The organism is Alphaproteobacteria bacterium LSUCC0396 (genome assembly GCA_041228345.1).
Classification (GTDB): domain Bacteria; phylum Pseudomonadota; class Alphaproteobacteria; order Puniceispirillales; family Puniceispirillaceae; genus UBA3439.
Genome location: CP166131.1, coordinates 2,223,148 through 2,246,318, shown reverse-complemented (window position 1 = coordinate 2,246,318; position 23,171 = coordinate 2,223,148). Strand labels below are relative to the sequence as shown.

The following is a 23,171-nucleotide window of genomic DNA, read 5'->3' as shown; positions in this document are numbered from 1 at the left end:
AATAAAAAACAGCCCCGAAGGGCTGCTTATCTCAAGGGAGATATAGTCGGTCCTCATTTTCTTATTATTTAGTTCTGGAGCAAGCTAAGGATTGATTGAGACGTTCTATTAGCCTGAGCTAGCATCGCTTGAGCTGCTTGGTTAAGAACCTGAGCTTTAGTTAGATTCGTTGTCTCAAGAGCTATATCCGCATCTTGGATACGCGAACGAGCCTCCTTGGTATTTTTGGATATATTAGACAGGTTATTAATCACATGCTCCATTCGGGACATAGTTGCACCGAGATCTGAACGCTCTAGATCAATACGAACTAATGCGCCATCAACAGCCGTTAACATCTTTTTTGCATTCTCTACTGTCAGAACGTCTAAGCTAGAGACTGAGGACAGTGTTGCGCCCGGAGGATTTGACGAGAACATGCCGCCAGGATTAACAATTGCTGTACCATCACCAGTAGGCGTAGTTAACCCAAGAGATGTTGGCGGATTCAGAACTAATTCCACAAACCCTGTGCCTGTTGACAGAAAGTTTGTTCCAGGAATTTTCAAAACATTACCATAGTCATAGTCTTTACCAGGATTCAGTATTTGAACCGCTGTTACATTGCTGCTTCCGTCAACTGTAACCTGAAGCGTCATGCCTGTCCCAGACGTTCTAGCGGCAATGGGATCAGGCAGTGTTCCGCCATATTCCGCACTAGCGGCAGCCGTTGGAGTATTAACAATATAGGTGCCTGCAGGCACACTAAATGCAGCGCCGTCGCCAAGAACAGACTCATAGGGAGCTCTTGGAGCCATCAAATTCGGTGCTGCAGATGTTCCAATGCTTCCGGAGGCTACAGAGAAAATAAATGGAGACCTAAATGTCACCTCTCCACTGACCTGCACACTGTTAGGCTCCGTGCCTGCTTTAATGTTCAGTTTCGTTACACCAGCTAACGCATTCTTCTTCTCATCAGCTCCCGCCACAATCATATCTGGGCCGGTCACACCAACAAGCACATAGTCCTCTGCGACAATATCATATCCATCATCAGACAGTAGTGTCATCGTGGCTTTATCAACACTTAAAGCTGCTGAAATCCCAGTTTTACCGGTTGAGCCATTAATTGCTGCGGCGAGTTCAGTGAGGTTGGCGCCACGTCCGTTAGTCTCACCAAAGTCAACATTTGCCGAGATTAATACGGGTGACGTCGTATTTTTACCATAAAGATTAAACGAAACAGTATCTGTCTTTTGCGTTCCATTAGCTGTTTCAGCAAACTCGATGTTCAAGCGGGTTTGAGCAGTTGCAGAAACACCAGTTTCACTCAATCTCGAAGAAACGCTTGCGGCAATTTCTTTCGCTGTAGAGCCACCATTAATATCAATAGTAACATTCCCAACATTTCCATATATTGTCAGGTTTTCGGACTCGGATATTCTTGGCTGGAAGTCAGCTTTTGAATTTGCAACGATTGGAGCGGCTGCTGGCATAAAGCTTGCGCTTGAGGCTCTCAGCTGATCGGTCTTGGTCAGATACTCACCAAGTCCGGTGGGATCAACATTCTCTATGGATAATATTGCCGTGTCATTTGGCATAAAACCGATTTGAAAGGCAGTATTGGTAAAGTCACCGTTGAGCATTTTTACGGCGTTAAAAGTACTATTCTGGGCAATACGCGCCAGTTCGATTTGAATTTGACCCACCTCGTTTTGGATAGCTTGGCGATCTTGACCAGTATAAACCCCGTTGGCAGCCTGAACAGAGAGCTCTCGCATTCTGTGAAGGATTGATGAAACTTCATCCAACGCGCCTTCAGCAGTTTGAGTAAGCGATATAGCGTCAGCAGCGTTCCGCATTGCTGCCTCCAAACCCTTAATTTGGGAAGTCATTCGACTGACAATCGAAGCGCCTGCAGCATCGTCTAGGGCGTGGTTCAATCTTAGCCCAGAAGAAATACGTTCAATAGATTGGTTCTGCGCATCCTCTTTATTGCGAAGATGATAAAGTGCAGTAACCGCTGCCATATTTGTATTAATCTTGCTCATTTATCTAGCCAATCCAAAGTTTTTGACACAGTTCCACCTTGCAAACATTGTGCCAATATTAGCGGTTGATGATTCTTTCAATGAAAAAGGGGGCATTTTTAGAGCTATGGATGTTCGTAAACCATACTCTAGAGCCCGTTGCTTTCGAATTTTGTTCAATTTACTCATATCAAAGCTCTTTTTTCCCATCAAAAAAATGACATGGTCTTTGCACTGCAAACGCCATGCCAAAGCTGGAATCGCCAACTAAAAGAATTTATTTTCTAAAATGGGGAATTATGCGCAAGAAAAGAGAGGGCTTGCAAAGCAAGCCCCCTCCCCATCAAACAGCCATACCTAATACCTTAAGTACCAGGTTGAGGACCGACTGTTATTCTATTTGGCATGGCAACCAGTACGGTCTACCAAAACCGAAGTTGTCGCCTAACCCAAATGCGGTCCACACATTTTATATTAGGTTAGGAACATCTTTACTGAAGCAGTGCTAGCACCGATTGTTTAGATTGGTTGGCCTGAGCCAGCATTGACGTCGCCGCTTGCGCCAAGATCTGCTGCTTTGAGAGTTCAGATGTTTCTGTTGCAAAGTCAGCATCAATAATACGTCCCACTGACTGCTCAGTCAGCATTGAGCTCTTTGATAAGTTATCAATGTTGTGCGAAAGCCTGTTCTGGATCGCACCAAGCTTCGCCTGTGCAGTAGAAACTTCTTCTAGTGCCTTATCCAAACTCTCAATCGCATGTGTAGCATTTGCCGTGGTCTCAACTTTAATATCCGCAAGCGTGGCTTCACTCGCAGCACTAGCTATTAGTGATATTTGCTCTGTGTGGGCCGAGCCCGTACGAGGTGTATATACAACATTAAAGGTATAAGTATTTGCTGCCATTGCTGTAGTGCTTGTCAACTTTCCAGTCTTGGCGTCAATCGAGAAGTTTGCTGCAGTTCCACCTGACACTTTAAAGGTCCCGAGTGAGTCACTCTTAAATGCTTCTTTAAAAGCTGTACTAAAGATGCTTGTGTCAATTTCCACTGTCGATGCTTTAGTAGTTCCCATCGTCACTTTAATACCAGTGGCAGCACCTGTCGAAGTAACACTGGTGGCTGATTGAACAACTGCTCTATTCTTCACAAACCCAGTGATTTTGGCATTATCAGCTGTTTTCATGGATCCCACACTAACCCGTATGGTCTCAGCATTTGTGTTACCAGCACGAACGGTCTGATCATATGATCCATCCAGAACCTTCACATCATTGAAACGGGTATTGGTCGCGATCTTATCAACTTCGGCTAGAAGCGCGTTTACTTCCAGTTGGGCATTATCACGGTCCTTTGCAGTATAGATACCGTTTTCCATCTGCACGGCAAGTTCACGCATACGCAAGATCATGTTTGTGATCTCACTCATGCCGCTCTCAGCCGTCTGAACAAGAGAGATCCCGTCCTGTGAGTTCCGGATAGCCATCTTAATGCCACTAAGCTGACTAGACATCTTATTCGCCACAGCCAAACCAGCAGCATCATCTGCCGCACTGTTAATGCGCAAGCCAGAAGATAGCCGCTCCATGGATGTTTGCATTTTGTCGTTGGCTTTGGTCGCGTATGTACGCGCCATTAAAGCGCCAACGTTGGTGTTAATTACAGTCATGATTTGACCCTCACAATCATTGGTGTGGATTTTATAAATTCATCGTTCAAATGAAAGAACGACGCATACGCAAAATATTTAGAAAAGAAATGAAAAAATATCTATTTTGGCATGCTATTTGCTTCTAATAAAAAGACGCCCAATTTGGGCGCCTTTTTTACTTGAAATAACCCATTCTTACTGAAGCAGTGCTAGCACCGATTGTTTAGATTGGTTGGCCTGAGCCAGCATTGACGTCGCCGCTTGCGCCAAGATCTGCTGCTTTGAGAGTTCAGATGTTTCTGTTGCAAAGTCAGCATCAATAATACGTCCCACTGACTGCTCAGTCAGCATTGAGCTCTTTGATAAGTTATCAATGTTGTGCGAAAGCCTGTTCTGGATCGCACCAAGCTTCGCCTGTGCAGTAGAAACTTCTTCTAGTGCCTTATCCAAACTCTCAATCGCATGGCCAGCATTAACAGTGTTTTCAACCTTGATGCCAGAAAGCGATGAGGTTTGGCCATTGGCAACACTTAAACTTATGGTAAAGCTATGTGCTTGGCCAGCGACGCCATTAATTGTACGTGGCGTGTAAGTAAATGTAATTGTGCCTTCGTGAGTAGTGGTATTGGCAATGGCTGCCTTTGATGTCAATTCACCAGTCTTTGCGTCAATGGTAAAAAGATCGTTTGTTGAGCCAGCTCCAGTCAGTGCAAACTCTCCAAGAGAGTCACCTTTAAATACCTCTTTGAAAGCTGAGTCAGCTAAGGACAGGGTATTAATTTGAGCAGACGTAGTTGCATTAACAGTCAATGACATAGCAGTTGCATTCGTGGTTGCAACAGCAGATTTGGTAGCTACAAACGTAGCTTTTTCAACTGCATATGATGTCAACTTGGCATTATCAGCTGTTTTCATGGATCCCACACTAACCCGTATGGTCTCAGCATTTGTGTTACCAGCACGAACGGTCTGATCATATGATCCATCCAGAACCTTCACATCATTGAAACGGGTATTGGTCGCGATCTTATCAATTTCGGCTAGAAGCGCGTTTACTTCCAGTTGGGCATTATCACGGTCCTTTGCAGTATAGATACCGTTTTCCATCTGCACGGCAAGTTCACGCATACGCAAGATCATGTTTGTGATCTCACTCATGCCGCTCTCAGCCGTCTGAACAAGAGAGATCCCGTCCTGTGAGTTCCGGATAGCCATCTTAATGCCACTAAGCTGACTAGACATCTTATTCGCCACAGCCAAACCAGCAGCATCATCTGCCGCACTGTTAATGCGCAAGCCAGAAGATAGCCGCTCCATGGATGTTTGCATTTTGTCGTTGGCTTTGGTCGCGTATGTACGCGCCATTAAAGCGCCAACGTTGGTGTTAATTACAGTCATGATTTGACCCTCACAATCATTGGTGTGGATTTTATAAATTCATCGTTCAAATGAAAGAACGACGCATACGCAAAATATTTAGAAAAGAAATGAAAAAATATCTATTTTGGCATGCTATTTGCTTCTAATAAAAAGACGCCCAATTTGGGCGCCTTTTTTACTTGAAATAACCCATTCTTACTGAAGCAGTGCTAGCACCGATTGTTTAGATTGGTTGGCCTGAGCCAGCATTGACGTCGCCGCTTGCGCCAAGATCTGCTGCTTTGAGAGTTCAGATGTTTCTGTTGCAAAGTCAGCATCAATAATACGTCCCACTGACTGCTCAGTCAGCATTGAGCTCTTTGATAAGTTATCAATGTTGTGCGAAAGCCTGTTCTGGATCGCACCAAGCTTCGCCTGTGCAGTAGAAACTTCTTCTAGTGCCTTATCCAAACTCTCAATCGCATGTGTAGCATTTGCCGTGGTCTCAACTTTAATATCCGCAAGCGTGGCTTCACTCGCAGCACTAGCTATTAGTGATATTTGCTCTGTGTGGGCCGAGCCCGTACGAGGTGTATATACAACATTAAAGGTATAAGTATTTGCTGCCATTGCTGTAGTGCTTGTCAACTTTCCAGTCTTGGCGTCAATCGAGAAGTTTGCTGCAGTTCCACCTGACACTTTAAAGGTCCCGAGTGAGTCACTCTTAAATGCTTCTTTAAAAGCTGTACTAAAGATGCTTGTGTCAATTTCCACTGTCGATGCTTTAGTAGTTCCCATCGTCACTTTAATACCAGTGGCAGCACCTGTCGAAGTAACACTGGTGGCTGATTGAACAACTGCTCTATTCTTCACAAACCCAGTGATTTTGGCATTATCAGCTGTTTTCATGGATCCCACACTAACCCGTATGGTCTCAGCATTTGTGTTACCAGCACGAACGGTCTGATCATATGATCCATCCAGAACCTTCACATCATTGAAACGGGTATTGGTCGCGATCTTATCAACTTCGGCTAGAAGCGCGTTTACTTCCAGTTGGGCATTATCACGGTCCTTTGCAGTATAGATACCGTTTTCCATCTGCACGGCAAGTTCACGCATACGCAAGATCATGTTTGTGATCTCACTCATGCCGCTCTCAGCCGTCTGAACAAGAGAGATCCCGTCCTGTGAGTTCCGGATAGCCATCTTAATGCCACTAAGCTGACTAGACATCTTATTCGCCACAGCCAAACCAGCAGCATCATCTGCCGCACTGTTAATGCGCAAGCCAGAAGATAGCCGCTCCATGGATGTTTGCATTTTGTCGTTGGCTTTGGTCGCGTATGTACGCGCCATTAAAGCGCCAACGTTGGTGTTAATTACAGTCATGCTGAGGCCCTTCAATAAAGGAATACATTCTTATATTGACGTCCTCGGTTAACATAACGGCATAACTTTTAAAAATTTTAATATTTTACCTTAATAAAGCTATGACCCCCTGTTTTGATACATTCGCCTGAGCCAGCATTGATGTCGCCGCTTGCGACAAAATCTTTTGCTTTGACAGCTCTGCTGTTTCCGCAGCAAAGTCCGCATCGATGATTCGGCCGACTGATTGTTCAGTTAGCATTGACCCTTTGGACAAGTTATCGATGTTGTGGCTGAGCCTATTTTGTACCGCGCCAAGTTTCGCCTGTGCTGTCGAAACTTCCTCCAATGCCTTGTCTAATGTTTCAATTGCTCTGCCTGCATTTGCCGTAGTCTCAACACTTATATCATCGAGGGATGTCTCTATTTTGTTTTTAACACTAATCTCTAGCTGCTCGACGTGAGTCGTCAAATCTCTTTTGGTATAAGTGACCTCAATTCTAAACAAGCCATCGTTGACTGCACCACCTGGTGTATCAACGGGCGAACTAGCTGAACCGCCAGTTCCAGAGACTATTGCGGCAGTACTGGTAAGTTTTCCAGTCTTTGTGTCTAGGTTGAAATCAGCATTATCAGCTGATTTTGTTGCATCCGTCGTAGTTTTACCAAAAGTCCCAAGGCTATCTTGGTTAAAAAACGTTTTGAATGCATCTGACCAAACACTTGTATCAATTTGAACACTCTTAGCTTCAAAGACTTCTAGTTCATTTTGTGTTTTAGCCCTTGATGGAGAAGCACTCGTATGCCCAACTGCTTTCTCAACCGCAAAATTCTCAATTTTTGCAGTGGATGATGTTGCAGAAGAGCCAATGCTTAACCTAATTGTTTCTGCATTTGAATTTCCCGCTCTCACAGTTTGGTCATAACTGCCATCAAGAAGGTTAACTTTGTTGTACTGGGTGTTTTCCGTTATCTTGTTGATTTCAGAAAGAAGAGCTCTAATTTCCATTTGCGCATTACTTCGATCCTTGGCCGTGTATATTCCGTTTTGCATTTGGACTGCCAGCTCACGCATCCGGCGAACTAATTTACTTATTTCTGCAAATGCACCATCTGCAGTTTGAACAAGAGAAACGCCATCTTGTGAGTTACGAATGGCCATTTTTATACCACTCAATTGACTTTCCATTTTATTGGCAACCGCCAAACCAGCGGCATCATCTGCCGCACTGTTGATGCGCTTGCCTGATGACAAGCGCTCCATAGAAGTCTGCATTTTTTCGGCAGCTCTAGACGCGTAGGTGCGCGCTAATAAGGCACCTACGTTCGTGTTAATCATTGTCATATCATAGCTCCTCAGCTTTCACGACTGCATTGATATGGCCCTCGTTTCTGCCTAACGACCCAATCTTAGATTTATTTAGAAAAAATATTTAATTTTAAGCAAAAAAAAACGCCAGCCGGCGGTATTTTTCCCTAAAGCACTGTAATAATTTATTATCTTATGAGTTCTAATACAGCATCTTTTGATGCGTTAGCTTGCGCTAACATTGCCATGGATGCTTGTGCCAAAATTTGCTGTTTAGCCAATTTTGAAGTTTCAATTGTGTATTCAGCGTCCATTACTCGAGACCTAGCTTTACGCATGTCTGCCCCCCGCACCAGGGCTCCCTCGATTGAACTTTGATATCGATTAATAGTTGCGCCAAGTATTGCTCGAGTAAAACCAGTTTGTTCGATTGAATAACTCAATACATCAGTTGCATTTTTTGCCTCAGCTTCGCTTTGAACTGAAATTTGCGAGACAAGGTGTTGCATTGAGGCGGGGAGTCGATTTCTATCGATAATAATATTATTTACATACATTGCTGCCCCAAGCTTCGTACCGCCAGTTGCATCATAGCTTCCAGAAATAAATACAAATTGATAATTGCCGGTTCTGGTTATATTTGTAGACTTGGTCGCCCATGGAGTTGTTTGGTTAGCGCTTGATTGAGTATAATCAATTAGCTCAATCGTATCGCCAGTATCTACATCTAAAAGATATGCATAAATCGAAGCAGCGTCATCTGTACCGGCAGACTTCCAGTCAAATTTTACTACGTCACCAGCAGTGATCTCCTTGGCTTCTTGAGAGATTAGATACGGACCATGCACAACAGAATATGGATCATTTTCTGTCCATACATTTGAAGAAAACAGTTTAATTCCACCTGTTGCGTCAAAAGCAAAACCCGTTGTGTTAGCTGTACCCAACTCAGTTGCTCGACTGCCAGTTCCGGTAATGGCAGCTTCGTCATCTAGGCCAGTGGCCGGGTTGCCACTACCATTAACTCCAGTGATATTCTGATGCGGGTTCGGTGTCGGGTCGATGGGAGCGTTATAACCCCCAATGGAAGTTGTCCCCGGAGTAGCCCCTTTACCAAGGCGCACGCGCTCGTTGAAAACCGCCCAGCCCGGAAACCTATTTTCTGTTGCACTTATATTTGTAACAGGGCCTTGTGTCGCAAAGTTACTATTTTCAAAACTATCTGTCGCCCAATAGCGACCGACAGTAGAAGTAGAAAATTCGCTCAGACTAACGGGCAAAATATCACGAGCGGAGCTGCCTGAAACCTCAAAAGACCCATCAAGGAGATTCGTCTCACTGAATTTAGTATTCAACGCAATCCGATCAATTTCTGCAACTAGACCATATAATTCCATTTCCATTGAGTCTCTATCTTGCTGCGTGTAGACGCCATTCGCGGACTGAATTGCAAGTTCCATCAACCTGGACTGTATTTGATTGATTTGAGCCAGAGCCGACTCGGCAGTGGCCAGAAGACTTATCATATCAACACTGTTCCTGACGGCCATATCATAGTCTTTTATATTGGCAGTCATTTTGTTGGAAACAACCAAACCGGCAGCGTCATCAGACGCGCTGTTAATGCGCAGCCCGGAGGACAGCCTTTCAATGGGTTTCAGCATATTTTGATTTGCTTTTTCCCCATAGGCTCTCGCCATCAATGCAGCAGAGTTTGTGTTAATTACAGTCATCTCTACCGGCTCAAATCATTTGAGCTCATTTTCCTCTCTAATTTTTTATTTGCTCACTGGCTGAAATTATCTCCTTTGAAACCTCGGCGTATGCCAATGGGTTCAGCATTAAATGCTGGAAAAAAACAAACGCCCAACTCTGGTCAAACATTTTAAAACAGAACAAACCCACTGAACGGCAATTTCAAGCGGTACCAACTTTTAACATGCCCTTGGAACTGAAATCTCAAGCCATTCAGGTAATAATTTTGAAGTGAGGGGCGCATTTTTATCTCTGGTCTCACTCATCGCTTAGATCGGACCCAACTAACTTTTATAGAAAAAAATCAAAAAAGTTCAGTTGCCCTGATGAGGGCTGCAAAATGATTTAGAGCAACTTCCTTTTTCTCTTTACTAAGAGCAGTAAACCTTAATATCGCCCAACAATTCTTATTTTTAATTACGCTGGAGGCTTCAATATTTACAGCTTGTTCACTTCCATACTGCGCATAAATTAGAAACTCTAATCTTGCGTCGAGCTCTGATAACAAATTTTGGTTTAATATTTTGATATTTGGCTCAAAATTTTGAGCTCTTGCTCTCACCGCAGAAACCATGCTTTTTGCCGTGCTCTGCAATGCCTTCTCTTTGTTAAATGTTGCATTAGGGGGAAATACTACTGTTGAGAATGACATATTATTCCCGGAGTAAACGCGCTGGATATAATCACCATCTTTCCCAAGCGTTCCCTTTGATATAAATCCCGTGATTTTTGTTAGGTTAACTGCCGCATCACAAGCAAATACAGCAGGCGCCACCAAACACCAATAAAAGACCAGTATCGCTCTTGGCCAATTTCGGATTACAGAAATCATGTCTCCAATAAAGCCAAAACTGTGAGCTGTCTTTGCCTCGCCATATTGATAGCCTGCTGAGCCGCTTGAGCTAATATCATTTCTTGGGCCAGCGCAGTAGACTCGACAGCCATATCAGTATCAACAACCCTACCCCTCGCCTGTTGAGACATCATCGAAGCTTGTGTTTGGTTGTCAAGATTATGCGCCAAACGATTACTCACAGCACCAAGCTTTGCCCGCCCCGCAGAAATTTGCTCAAGTGATTTGTCTAATATCAAAACTGCAGCTTGAGCATCAGCTGCGGACTGTATTTTGATATCTTCTAACGTCATGCCTGCGATATTTATGGCACTTGCACCGTTGGCAACCCCGCCGGTCTTTCCACCTGTCTCCGAGCCAGTCAAACCAGGGACAGTGCCGCCGTTATTCCATGTCGCCGTTGCAACATCATAGTAACCATCCAAGAACTTAATATACTCGATATTTTTCAGTGTATCGGTACCCTCATCTGCGGAACCACCTGTATGTGAAACAGTAACAGTTCCGCCAGAAGACGAAATCGAATAATTTGCGTACGCCTCAGAATAAATAGAAACGTCAGTGCCACCACTGCCATCAATGATGTCATTACCGTCGTTGCCAGTAATTTCGTTCCCTTTGTTATTACCAGTTATGGTGTCAGCGCCATCGCCACCAATTGCATTCTCAATCCACGTGTTGTGCGCTATCCCAACATTTTCCTGGCCTCTATATAGTGCTGATCTTGTAAATGCTTGATATTTTGAACTACTAGCCGAGGCTAAAGCATTTTGTTGGCTTATATAGTTCTCAAAGAAAGCAATTTGATTTGCATCACTGGTCAATGATGCAATCTTTAACGCATCAGTGGCATAATAATTGATCGACGAATAAGTTCCAGGAGTAAGGTCAATAATGCTCCCAGTCGCAGTCACACCACTTGCGTCTAGAGTATCTGTGCCGCCACTATCAGAGATAACTCTTATAGACTCATAGTTGTTATCGAAAGCATCCGATCCTGCGCCACTGCCATAAGTTGTATTGGAAGCGTTATGTGACCAATTAGTGCTGCCATAGAGATGTTCTATAGCCTCAATATCAAGCAGGCCCGGTGTAGAAATGTTGATCAGCCCACCGGTAGTTGCTGTTGAGCCATTCATATAAATTCTTCTATTCCGATCTCGCTGGACATAGGTCATAACAGTATTCCGTTGACCATCGAGATTTAAGTCTAACTTGCTTCCGTCAGAACTCCCACCATCAAAGGGGTGGCTCAGACCCAAAGCATGTCCGATTTCATGTAAAGCAGTCACCCAATTATACTCCCCCTCCACAAAGTCAGTATCGGTTGGCGTACCCATAACTTGTGTTTGGCCATAATAGATATCACCACCAACAGGAGAACTACTAGGGTAATAAGCAAAAGCTGCAGCCCCACCAGGCATAGAGTCAGTGACAGCAACTCTCAAGTCACCAATTGCTCCTGCATTACCAGATTCTGTAATTTTATCTAATGAGAATGGTGCCACTGCGTCCCAAAGTTCAAATATTTTATCGTGTGCTGTTTGGTTGTTGGTTCCAGTGGCGTGGCTGTCTAATGTTGTTTTGGTGCCAGCAACGGGGTCACTAGCAGAATAATTTGTAGTGCCATCCCAATACGAGTAAGACAAATTGTTTGCCCCACCGGCAGCTGAGCTATCATCGCCAACGTTAGTCCATTTAGAACCTTTAATCAGAGGACTTACAGCATTGCTGGACGGTGATGCGGCTGTTGCCGAGCTCGATCCTGCTGCCGAAACTGATGCATTAGCAGCTGCCCATACATCACCACCGGGGCTGACGCCCTCGGAACCGCCAGCTGCTGCCGCGCTATCACCTCCGGCAGCTGCTTTCGCGATACAATGCCGACAGCTCAAAGGATCATGAAGAGTTTTTGCCAGCTCATGAAAATCAACCTCAATAGCGGCTATTTCGCCGGTTATTGACTGACGAGTTGCCGGATCCGAGTAAACATTCAAAATTTCAGCATATTTGTTGTTAGACAGCCCCTCAACGTGGACACCCTTGTGGTCGATTTCATTTGAATGAAATAAAGACCCGATGTAACGAGACCGCTCCACCTCTAAATCCGCAAGATTTGAACGGATTTGTGCAACAGCGTCCAAGTAGCTCACCGAGTTCAATGGATCGAGAGAGGCTATTTCCTCATAAAGCTTTTTTGTTAAAGTAAGATTCGATGAAACCTGCAACCATTGGCTGTCGGTAATTGACACAGCCGCGTAAGTATACCCCACAGCACTTATGTTATCCTTGAGCAAAAGAATGTTATCGCCATGGTGCCCAAAGTCATCACTGCTTACGATATTTGATAAAACAGCCTCACTATCGGTTGCGTTAAGGGAACCATAATCAGTGGCTTCAATACCTAATTGATTAGAAAGTGCTTCTGCAAAGTCTGTCGTAAATTGAGCAGGGCCTGTAGCTACAGGTCCTGTTGCGAACTCTGTCGATAAAGTGGCGCCCGCACCTGCACCCGTATCTTTAATAAACATGCTGTTAAGGGTGATCCGGGTTGTCTCAGCATTCGTATTACCAGCTCTAATTGTTTGGTCATATGAGCCATCAAGCAATTTTACGTCATTGAACCGAGTATTTTCTGCAATTTTGTCTATTTCAGCGAGAAGCGCATTAATTTCCAACTGGGCATTATCTCGGTCCGTACCTGTGTACACACCGTTGTCCATCTGGATTGCAAGCTCGCGCATCCTTAGGACCATATTGGTGATTTCGGTCATTGCACTTTCTGCGGTTTGAACAAGAGACACCCCGTCCCTCGAGTTCCGCATGGCCATGCTTATGCCGCGCTGTTGGCTTTCCATCTTATTGGCCACAGCCAACCCTGCAGCATCATCAGCAGCACTGTTGATGCGCTGCCCAGATGACAGACGCTCCATCGACCGAGACATTTTTTCATTTGCCTTGGTCGCATAGGTTCTTGCCATTAAGGCGCCAACATTTGTATTAATTACTGTCATTTTCGCCGATCAAATATAATATTTGTTCGGTCCTCAAATAACGTAACGACTGGTTAAAAATATTTTTAATTGGTTTTGTATTTTTTTAGAGAAAAAATGCTCGTACAACTGTGGTGATTTCATAGTCAATTAAGTGCTTCTTACTATTGTAAAAGTGCTAAGACACTTTGTTTTGATTTATTGGCCTGCGCTAGCATGGCTGTAGCAGCTTGAGATAAAATCTGATGTTTTGCTAACATCATCGTTTCATTAGAGAAATCCGCATCCACAATTCTTCCAAGTGCCATTTCGGTGTGCATGGCCGCTTGCGTCAGATTATTGATTGTGTATTGCATACGGTTTTGCAAAGCCCCAAGCTTAGATTGGCTGGCGGAAGCCTCGATCAGCGCTTTGTCGAGCAATTCGATTGAGCGCGCTGCTGTTACGGGGCTGGTCAGATCCACATTTGATAGGTAAGAGTCGGCTTTATTGGCGATTGTCAGGTGAATGACTTCTATGTGAGAACTACCGTCCCGCGCATTGTATGTTACTTCAATGTCATAAATATTATTGCCAGCAGCGGATCCGCTCCCAGCCGTATCTGTAGGGTTTTCAAAATCTAAAGCTGCTTTACTCGTAATTTCACCTGTTTTTTTGTCAATATTGAAGAGCGTGTTATCCCCTCCCGTTGAAGCGGTTGAAGTAAAATCAAAACTCCCAAGGCCGTCATCTTTGAAAATCTCTTTGAATGCATCGCTGAACAGTGATGTATTTACAGATACTTGTCCTGCTTCAAATGAAGTAACCTGTTGATTTCCAGCAGCATTAGAAACACCGTTAACAGCTTTCTCGTTCGCAAAAGCCTCTATTTTCGCAATATTAGTTGTAGCCATGTTATCAATATAAACGTTGATTACCTCAGCATTGGTATTACCAGCTCTGATTTGCTTGTTGTAGCTGCCATCAAGCAAGTTGACCCCGTTAAATTTTGATGTTTCAGCAATTTTATCAATTTGCTGCATCAAAGCATTTGCTTCCATTTGAGCATTATCACGATCTCGTGATGTATAAACGCCATTTTCCATCTGAACCGCAAGCTCTCTAATGCGGAGAAGCATATTACTTATGGATTTGATGCCACTCTCTGCTGTTTGTACAAGAGAGATGCCGTCTTGAGTGTTCCGAACAGCTGCTCTCATACCGAGCATTTGGCTCGTCATCTTGCTTGCAACAGCAAGCCCAGCCGCGTCGTCGGCGGCTTGATTTATACGTTTTCCGGAAGAAAGACGCTCCAGCGCTTTGTTCACAAAGAGCTCAGCTCTCGCCGAATATTGGCGTGCATGAAGCGCACCCATATTGGTGTTTATTACCGTCATCACTAGGTCCTCATCTAGTTTGACAGGCCAGTTTGATCTGACCTACACCAACTCAAACGGCGCAGAAAAAAAAATGTTAGAAAAATTCAGGTTTTTCATAAAAAAAATAGGCCTGAAGGCCTATTTCCAAAAATCTTAATAAAATTTTACCGATCCTGGTACATCATCTCAGATAATCGAATAAGCTTTGCTGGCCAATTTTACTAAAAGCTGCCTGTGCAGCCTCTAAATTTGTCATTTGACCTTGTAGCTTCGTTATCATCTCCGCAAGATCTGTGTCATTCAATGCAGATACATCCCGTTCCACAATCAATTTTCGGCTTTCCAGCACATCTCTTTGCATCTCATTTTTACTCATTTGAGATGCAACTGCACTCCTCTGATTTGCAATAGACTCCATCGCAGCCTTCATCGCGCTTACGTTATAGGCAACTAATTGATCGCGGTCCGTCAGTTTAACCGTTGGTGACACCGCAGCCAAAGACCCATCAAGTTTGGTAAAGGCAACATATGATGTTAATTTTTCAGATGCCCTGTCCTGCCCAGAAATAGAAATGTCTTCAATTTTGATCTCACCCTCGGTGATATCTGTCAATATCATGTCTCCTGTTGCAGCATCTATCGCTGCAGAGACCGAGGTCTGACTTGTAAATCTATTAATTTCTGTGACTAGAGCACCAAGGTTGTCCCTCGCGATATCCGCAGTAATTTTTGCCGAGCCTTTATTTCCTGAAAGGGTAAAAGACCAAGTCTCCATTTTTGAAGGGAGCGTGAAATCAAGTCTTGTCTTGTTACCACCAGTTGCTTGCCCTTTGATTTGGGCAGCAGTCTCAATTGAGTTCATAGCTGATTGAATAATATCAAAGACTGAACGTCGGCCATTCTCAGTTTCCACGCGCATAAAGGCAGATCCACCATCAATGCCAGTGGCTGTTGTCATGCTCTCAGAAATTTGAACAGAATGCTGACCGCGGTCGCCATTATAGCTAATTGATCCGTCTACATTCTTTGTGAAGGGCACTTCAACATTACTTCTGCCAGCAAAAAGTGGTCTGCCCAGACTATCTGACGTGTTTGCCAAGCCGAGGGCTACCTCTGATAACTGCTTTATCTCTTGTAATATTGCTTGATGGCCAAAACCATCATAGATCCCGTTACCAGCTGTGGCCGATAGCTCAGTTATTCGTGTTAATACCGATGTCATTTCATCAAGCGTTTTATCGGTGAGATCAAGTCGCATAAAGGCAACGTCTGAATTTTTTGTAAATTGGTCTATTAACGATTTTTGCTCCTTTGCAGCAGATAAATTAACCGCTCCCATTGGGTCATCAGATGCTCGGTTAATTTTTTTACCGGATGCAATCTTTTCTTGAATATCTTGCATGTCAGAACGCAAAGTCTGAAACGCTCTTACCTGCTGCTCGTTGAATAATTTATTGCTAACACGCATTACTATTTCCTAAACAACGTCCATTAAAGATTGGAAAAGTTCGCGAGCGGTTGACAAGATCCTTGCGGACGCCTGATATGCTTGTTGGAACTCCAATAACGAAGCGGCCTCCTCATCAAGGTTTACGCCCGAAAACTCAGCTTCAGCTTCCTCTGCAGCATTTCTACTTGCCTCTGCGGACTCCAATGCGATCTGGCCTGATTTAACAGTCTCTCCAAGTTCAGCAACAATTGTGCCAAATACCTTCTGGAATCCGCCAGAATTTTGGCCGTTCACATCAGCAAATTGCAAATTCAAAATTTTATCAAGATTTCTAGCGTCTCCACCACCGTTGATATTCTTCTTGACGAGAAACTCATCATTCAGATTGGCATTGCCTTGCATAACAAATTCTGTATTTCCAAAGGTTGTTTTTTTGTCTTTCAGTGTCCTCGTTGCAATTGAATGGCCTGTATCAGCATCAATAAGCTCTACAAGCGAGCCTGTCTCGTTAATTACCTTGATTTTGACTTGATCGATTTCAACTTGGGGCACTGGTTCATCAAAAACCGCTCCCAAAGATTTAGCGCCGGTTCCTGTAAAAATTACGAGTAGATCCTCATTGGGCATATTCGCCAATTCAACAGTTGAACCCGCAATACTCGTCGCACTTGCATCAACCTTAAATGCAGCGCCATCATTGGCCTTGATCTTTATTTTGTTGTCACTGACACTCACAATATGGTCAGTGGTTTTAAAGCCAAGCCTATCAGAGGGCTTTGTAAAGCTCAAAACATTGGAACTTGCATCATATTCAAATACCAACCTACCAGTTGTCGCCGAGGCGCTCTCCCAACGAGCAACCAGGCCCACCGCGGCAGGCGCAACAGATACCGATCCATCAAGAGCCAGTGAAACATTAATATCCGTTCCACCAAAGTTCATACTCAATGGCGGCATACCATTTGCCAATGTTACTAATGAGCCTGTAAATCTTGTGGTTCTGCTGCTCAAGCCAAATGACGTTGCGCTGGCAGCATTCCCTGAAACAATACTGTCCGAGGTTAGCTCTAAGCTTGCACCTGATAAGGTTCCGCCACCAAAGATTTGAAGCTTGTTGTTAGAGTCAAAAAAGGCTGTCAGCCGCCCAGGTTCTCCGCCGGTTACAACAATTTCACCATTTAGCATTGTCAAATTATATTGACTGCCCTCAAATGTTATTGAGAGCGAACTACCATCAGCAGGAAAATCCTTGGCGTTTGCCGTTGAGACAAGGCTTAAAGTTCCTTGAGAGCCCGCATTTGCGGCATCAGCAAACTCAAAGTTTTCGACGGTAAAAGTAGTGCCCACAGTGGCCCCAGTCAGGACTATCTGTTGTGATCCACCCACCACAGCAGTAGAAGCGACAACTCCAAGCTTAGCAGCATTTACAGCATTCATAATTGCTGTTGTCACGTGACCCGCATTTGTTGCTGGTGTGTTATTACCGTCGATATTTGCTAGGTTAACATTAACAGCCGTGTTGTTTATTTTAATCGTCACAGTATCAGCGGCTGAATTTATCGCTTCAGAACCCACAAATCCGTATGTTGTGACTTGCTTTGAAGCTGCTGTTACATTTCCCGAGAGAGATGCAAGCGGCGCCTGTTCACGCAATTTCTCAATGAGCGCATTGTTTACTTCAGCTTTGTTCAAAGGCTTCATGGCACTCGCAGAAACAGAAGCCGAAAATTTAACAGCAGAAGTGCTCGTGGGAACACTAATTTGATACGTGGCTGCCGCTGCTACCGCATGACCACCATCAATGGAGGAAATGCTGACGTCAGTGTCACTATTTACTTCAAAATCAATAGTTTTGATATCACCAGTCAAATTGCTTTCTATTTTTACAAAACTTCCAAGGTTTGGATCACGAGCAGCAATTTTTGTTTCCAATGGTGACGTTAGGCTGAATGACTCACTTGCTGAAAATATTAACTGACCGGAAAACCTTGCATTACCAATCCGTGCAGCACCAACTCCACTGCCCATTGCAACAAATTTTTCAGAAGCAATAGTACCGACCGTTATTGTTAAATCATTTACACCATCAACCCCGCCTAAATCAGAGCCTTTGATCAGCATAGTATCGTTTATGTGGTAACCATTCCCCGGCTGCCTTAGCACAACCGTTGGAACACCATTAGCCAATGTGATATCGAAAGTTGCACCTTTACCACCACCAATTAAATTTGTCGCAGGCAAAGTAGTGGTTGCAAGATTGAGTGTTCCAAATGAACCGCTTGCTGTAACTGTTCCAATTGGCGTAATCGCGGCAACACTGTTTTCATCGACAATTTGCGCAGAAAATGTCGGACTTGTCTCACTTAAGTTACTAAAAACAATGTCTTCACCAAAGGCACTCTTCAAAATTAAACGTGTTTTGTCCTCAGATAAATATGCAGACACTTTGGTTGAATCAGACGCCTGATTAATTTCTGAAGCCAAATTAGTTAAGTCAGATGCAGTCACATCAGCAAGGATTCGAATGGGCATTCTATTCTCTGACTCAATTTCAAAATCTAAAGTCCCAGAACTAAACCCAAATAACTCAGTAACAAGCCTCGCTTCAGCCTTTAAACCAACCTTATTGAATTTTAGATTTGCATCGATTGCCACCTGCTTAGCTGAAGCACCAGCAGCGACTGCTATCGACGCGGTCTCACCATTCGCCATAGAAACTGATAATGCATGGGCCGCTGTATTGTTAGCGGGAACCGATGAAGCGCTGCTGGCTGAACGGGCGAACACACCATTGCTTCCAGTATCAACGCGGTAAAGACCACCGGAACGACTAATGTTCAGCCCCATCCCCCTATAGGCGTTGTTCTCACTATTGAGGTATTCTGCGCGATAGGCAGCTTCCGCTGTGAATCCATTTTTTGCGGTGAGTAGGTTTGTTATGTTTTCTTGGGTGAGAGACCCTCCAGCAAGATGGCGGCCTTCGCGTGTGAAAATTTGAAAATCAGATGCACTCACCGCATTTTTTACTATTGCCTCGACAGTGCCCACACCTGCAGAGAGGGACGGCACGCCGGCACCAGTTGAAACAAAATTTCCGCTACTTGACGCAAAAGTCAAACGCCCCTCATTACCCGAGGCGCGGATCCCCAAATCAGAGAGTGATAGATTTGCAGCGCTTCGTAAAACACCACTATTTAGCATATTTGCAAGTTCATTCAGGTCCTTCCAGGTCGCATTTGATGTCGCATTTGGGTGAGCTGTTACATATCTAATGTCAAAACTGTGTGGACCATCACTTGCCGAGCCAGCGCGTTGAAAAGAGAGCTGCTGCAAATTCTTTATTACCAAATCCTGCAGCTGGAACTCAGCCGTCGATTGTTTAGAAAATGAAGCAATTTTTGCGGTGGGCGTACCAGCGGGTATCACGGCTGCTAATCCCGTTGCGATAAAGTCTGTAGCCTGAATGGGTGATAGGGAATTTTTTAGGATTTTTCCAACTTCCAGAGGCTCGTCGGCCTTTGCCCCCAACAAAAGCTGGGCATCGAGCCGGGCTTCGCTGGAATTTTTAATTGAGGGCTCAACAGTAAGGAGTCCAGAGGCGGCAATTTCCTGCGGTTTTGTTAGTAAAAATTTGATATTTGCGGCTGCAGAAACTGCTCGTCTGACCTCAAAATAATCTCCATTTTTTGCAGCACCCGTGATGTTAATTGTAAAACCGTCCGCCTTTATTTGCTCCTTACCAGAAATGGGTGCTGCGAGCCCCTCACCCCGTAATGTCCACAATTCGGAAGACTTATTGTACTGCACTGTCATAGTGCCTGACGGAAGTTCCAGTGGCTTCGTTACCTCAATTTGAACCCGCAAATCAGTACTGGCAGATGGACTCAATTCAGCATCCAACCCAAAGGTTGAAAAAACTGCTTGCCCTGGCCTCCCACTGAGATCAGTACCCCGACCATGCTGGCCGTTAACCTCACTCGAAATCAGGAATGCCAAATTATCAATGTCAGTTTTAATTTCTTCGATTAGGGCATAAGAGTCCAAAGCGCCAGACAGCAGACCTCCCTCAACTTGACTGGTTGGACGCAAGACTGCACCATCTCCAACAGTTACCTGAATTTTGCCAAAGGATTTTGTATAGCCAAGATTGCTGTGGCTACTACCGCTGACTAATGTTGGCCCCATGCCACTTGAGCCAAGGCTGACGGTTGCAACACCAAGACTTGAATAATCAACCGACAACACAGCCAGGGATGACATTTCACTAATGGTTTTGTCTCTGAGGTCCAATAATGCATTTGGAGTCTGACCACTTTGCCCAGAAGATAATATTTTCGAATTTATTGACGCTAATTCTTTTGCCATTAATGCCAACTCTTTCACACCAGCTTCAGTTTGCCCGATCGTGGCTTCCTGAAATTGGACGAGCTGTATCGCAAGGCCATTAAATGACGCGGCAAGTGACTTTCCAACTTCAATTGCAACTGTACGTGACGCTATATCAGTCGGTGAGCCAGCAACATCAGATAGAGCAGAAAAAAACCGGCCAATTTGCTCATCCAGTCCTCCCTTACCCGGTAATAATGTGTTTTCTATTTGCCTAAGGTTATCAAGAAAAACACTAGCTTTTTCAAAAGTAGATTTAGTGCTATTCGCTTTTGAAAGAAGGAAACTATCAAATGACCGCCTGATATCAGCAACGCGAACACCAAGCCCGGATTGATTAGATAGGCTCGTAATGCCCCCTTGGCTTCCTGAAACCTCTTCAAGACCAGCCTCTCTGCGTTTATAGCCATCCGTATTTATGTTAGCAATATTCTGGCCAGTTACCGCCAATGCCTGGCGGTAACTCTGGATCCCACTTTTGCCAACATCAAATAAACTAGACATACAGACCTACCAACTATTTATCAGATGCAGTTGGAGTTAAATGCTTAAACTGTGATACGAGCGCTTCTGCAATGCCAAGATTAACTGTTTTTGATAGTTGTTCAGCGCGCTCTTGATCCAGCATACTCGTATATGTGTCAACAGCCTCACCACCCATGATATCATCAGCCAACTTCGCTGCGCGGCCTTGTTTCAGGATTTGTTGAATAAATAGAGCTTCAAACTGCTCTGCGACATCGCGCAGATCACTCGGCACCTGATGTTTTTGCAGCAGAGAGGCAGTTACTTTGGGGCTTACTGTTGTAAGAGCTTCCAATTTTAGCACTCCTATATGATAATTAGCTCGGCCCGTAGCGAGCCCGCCTCACGCAAAGCCTCTAGAATCGCAACTAAATCGGACGGTGTTCCACCAACAGCGTTCAATGCGTCTACGATTGAGGACAGTTCTACACCTGGGTCAAAAACAAATGCTCTCGCAAGCTCCTCAGTCGCTTCAATCGTTGTATCCGGCGTCACGACAGCTTCACCTGGCACCGCAGCCGCCACGCCGTCTGCAACAGCTAGCGCCTGTGTTTGCGTGACTTCTTTATCCTCTTTCACTCTCACTGTTAGCGAGCCATGCGTAACGGCCGCCGGCAAAACCCGAACATCACCACCAATAACAATCGTGCCCGTTCGGGCATTCACGACGACTTTGGCCTTTGGCCGATCAGGATCTACCTGAATGTTCTCCAATAAGCTTACAAATGAAACTTTTTCGGCAGGGTTTATTGGAGAGCGCACTTTGATCGACGTGGAGTCTAGCGCTACCGCAACACCCTCTCCAAAAATTTCATTGATCGCTTCAGCGACACGAGTACTAGTACTAAAATCACCCTGATGCAGATTAAGTAAAAGGTTTTCACTCTCCAAAAAAGTGCTTTCAATCATACGCTCAACTGATCCGCCGCCTGGAATACGCCCAACGGTTGGAACATTTACCGTCAAAGATGAGCCGTCACCGCCAGCAACACCAAGCCCACCTACCATCAAATTGCCTTGAGCTATTGCATAGGTTTCGCCATCTGCGCCAAGCAAGGGCGTCATTAAAAGGGTGCCTCCACGCAGTGATTTTGCTTGCCCAACCGTTGAAACAACAACATCCAACTTTTGTCCAGGCTTGATGAATGCTGGAAGGTCGGCCGTCACAATTACGGAAGCTGCATTTTTACCATTCATGTCAGATGCATTCGTGACGACCCCAAATTGACTGATCATTGACTGCATCGCTTGTTGCGTGAGAACAGCATTACCGTCACCGGTGCCTGCCAATCCAACCACGAGTCCGTAGCCAACTAGTTGATTTGATCTTACGCCTGCAATTGACGTCATATCTTTTAGACGATCAGCTTTTGCAAACCCCGTCAAAAAAATCAGGCTTGAACACATCAACATTCCAAAAATATAAAATCTACGGAGCAATTCACTCATCCTTTTAAAACGGCGAAACAGTGCGCATAAATTCGCTAAGCCAACCTTGTTTCGACGAGTCAGCGAGTTGTCCAGATCCGGTGTAACGGATTTGTGCATCAGCAAGACGATTTGACGAAACTATGTTATTTGCGGTGACATCCTCAGGGCGAACAACACCACGAACTCGAACATATTCATTTCCATTATTAAGCATCAGCTCTTTCTGCCCAGCGACTTCCATATTGCCATTCTCAAAAACTCGGACAACAGTCACCGACAAAAGACCTGAGAATGAGTTAGACTGAACTGCATTGCCAGCGCCTGCAAAACTGCGTGCCGTTCCTGCGGAGAGACCAGCGCCATTTCCAGCAGCATCTTTGTCAAAACCACCGGTGAGTATATTTGGTAACCCAGTTGGGAGTGTTACAGCAAAATTATCTGCTTTTGTTGAACTGGCCGTTTGAGCCTTAGTGGCAGAATAAGTCTCATTAAAGCTAACAGTCAGTATATCCCCAACACGCCTTGCACGTTGATCTGTTGCAAAAAGCCCATTCTGAGACGAGTGAAAGATTGCCCCATTTGCAGGTTTAGGCTCGGTCAGTTGCACAGGAGGGTCAATGGGTGCAAAGGCCTGATTGTCAATCTTTGATTCATATGACGAACAGCCCGTCATTCCTAAAAATAACAAAGTTGCTGCAAATTTGACGGTGGATGTTGTCATTT

The 23,171-nt window shown here is 44.6% G+C and carries 14 protein-coding genes; all 14 read right to left on the bottom strand.

Going from position 1 to position 23,171, the window contains the following annotated elements; genetic code table 11:
- Nucleotides 1–68 precede the first annotated feature (68 nt).
- The 14 genes from AB8881_10670 to AB8881_10605 all read right to left on the bottom strand — a co-directional run bounded on the left by AB8881_10670 (nt 69) and on the right by AB8881_10605 (nt 23,169).
- On the bottom strand, nt 69–2,030 hold the full coding sequence (locus tag AB8881_10670) for a flagellin (protein ID XDZ62998.1): 1,962 nt from the start codon (nt 2,028–2,030) through the stop codon (nt 69–71).
- A gap of 470 nt (nt 2,031–2,500) precedes the next feature.
- Complete coding sequence (locus tag AB8881_10665; protein ID XDZ62997.1) at nt 2,501–3,676, bottom strand: flagellin; 1,176 nt, start codon at nt 3,674–3,676, stop codon at nt 2,501–2,503.
- Nucleotides 3,677–3,853: 177 nt separating this feature from the next.
- Complete coding sequence (locus tag AB8881_10660) at nt 3,854–5,056, bottom strand: flagellin (GenBank protein XDZ62996.1); 1,203 nt, start codon at nt 5,054–5,056, stop codon at nt 3,854–3,856.
- A 177-nt stretch (nt 5,057–5,233) separates the two neighbouring features.
- Entirely contained in the window at nt 5,234–6,409 is a 1,176-nt protein-coding gene (locus AB8881_10655) for a flagellin (protein XDZ62995.1), read from the bottom strand.
- 85 nt (nt 6,410–6,494) lie between these two features.
- Nucleotides 6,495–7,733: a flagellin gene (locus AB8881_10650; protein XDZ62994.1), complete on the bottom strand. Its 1,239-nt coding sequence runs from the start codon at nt 7,731–7,733 to the stop codon at nt 6,495–6,497.
- 152 nt (nt 7,734–7,885) lie between these two features.
- A complete protein-coding gene (locus tag AB8881_10645) occupies nt 7,886–9,430 on the bottom strand; it encodes a flagellin (protein XDZ62993.1) in 1,545 nt (514 codons plus the stop codon).
- Nucleotides 9,431–9,756: 326 nt separating this feature from the next.
- The gene (locus AB8881_10640; GenBank protein XDZ62992.1) at nt 9,757–10,284 is read right to left on the bottom strand and encodes a hypothetical protein; all 528 of its coding nucleotides are present in this window, start codon (nt 10,282–10,284) and stop codon (nt 9,757–9,759) included.
- The gene (locus AB8881_10635; protein XDZ62991.1) at nt 10,281–13,319 is read right to left on the bottom strand and encodes a flagellin; all 3,039 of its coding nucleotides are present in this window, start codon (nt 13,317–13,319) and stop codon (nt 10,281–10,283) included. Before AB8881_10635 ends, AB8881_10640 begins: the two co-directional genes overlap by 4 nt.
- Before the next feature lie 143 nt (nt 13,320–13,462).
- Nucleotides 13,463–14,674: a flagellin gene (locus AB8881_10630; protein ID XDZ62990.1), complete on the bottom strand. Its 1,212-nt coding sequence runs from the start codon at nt 14,672–14,674 to the stop codon at nt 13,463–13,465.
- A gap of 163 nt (nt 14,675–14,837) precedes the next feature.
- Entirely contained in the window at nt 14,838–16,124 is a 1,287-nt protein-coding gene (gene flgL / locus AB8881_10625) for a flagellar hook-associated protein FlgL (protein ID XDZ62989.1), read from the bottom strand.
- 9 nt (nt 16,125–16,133) lie between these two features.
- Nucleotides 16,134–20,996: a flagellar hook-associated protein FlgK gene (flgK, locus tag AB8881_10620; protein XDZ62988.1), complete on the bottom strand. Its 4,863-nt coding sequence runs from the start codon at nt 20,994–20,996 to the stop codon at nt 16,134–16,136.
- A 13-nt stretch (nt 20,997–21,009) separates the two neighbouring features.
- On the bottom strand, nt 21,010–21,312 hold the full coding sequence (locus AB8881_10615; GenBank protein XDZ62987.1) for a rod-binding protein: 303 nt from the start codon (nt 21,310–21,312) through the stop codon (nt 21,010–21,012).
- A gap of 11 nt (nt 21,313–21,323) precedes the next feature.
- Nucleotides 21,324–22,430 carry a flagellar basal body P-ring protein FlgI gene (locus tag AB8881_10610; GenBank protein XDZ64554.1) on the bottom strand — a complete coding sequence of 369 codons (1,107 nt, stop codon included), beginning with the start codon at nt 22,428–22,430 and terminating at the stop codon, nt 21,324–21,326.
- Nucleotides 22,431–22,470: 40 nt separating this feature from the next.
- Entirely contained in the window at nt 22,471–23,169 is a 699-nt protein-coding gene (locus tag AB8881_10605) for a flagellar basal body L-ring protein FlgH (GenBank protein ID XDZ62986.1), read from the bottom strand.
- Nucleotides 23,170–23,171: the final 2 nt, after the last annotated feature.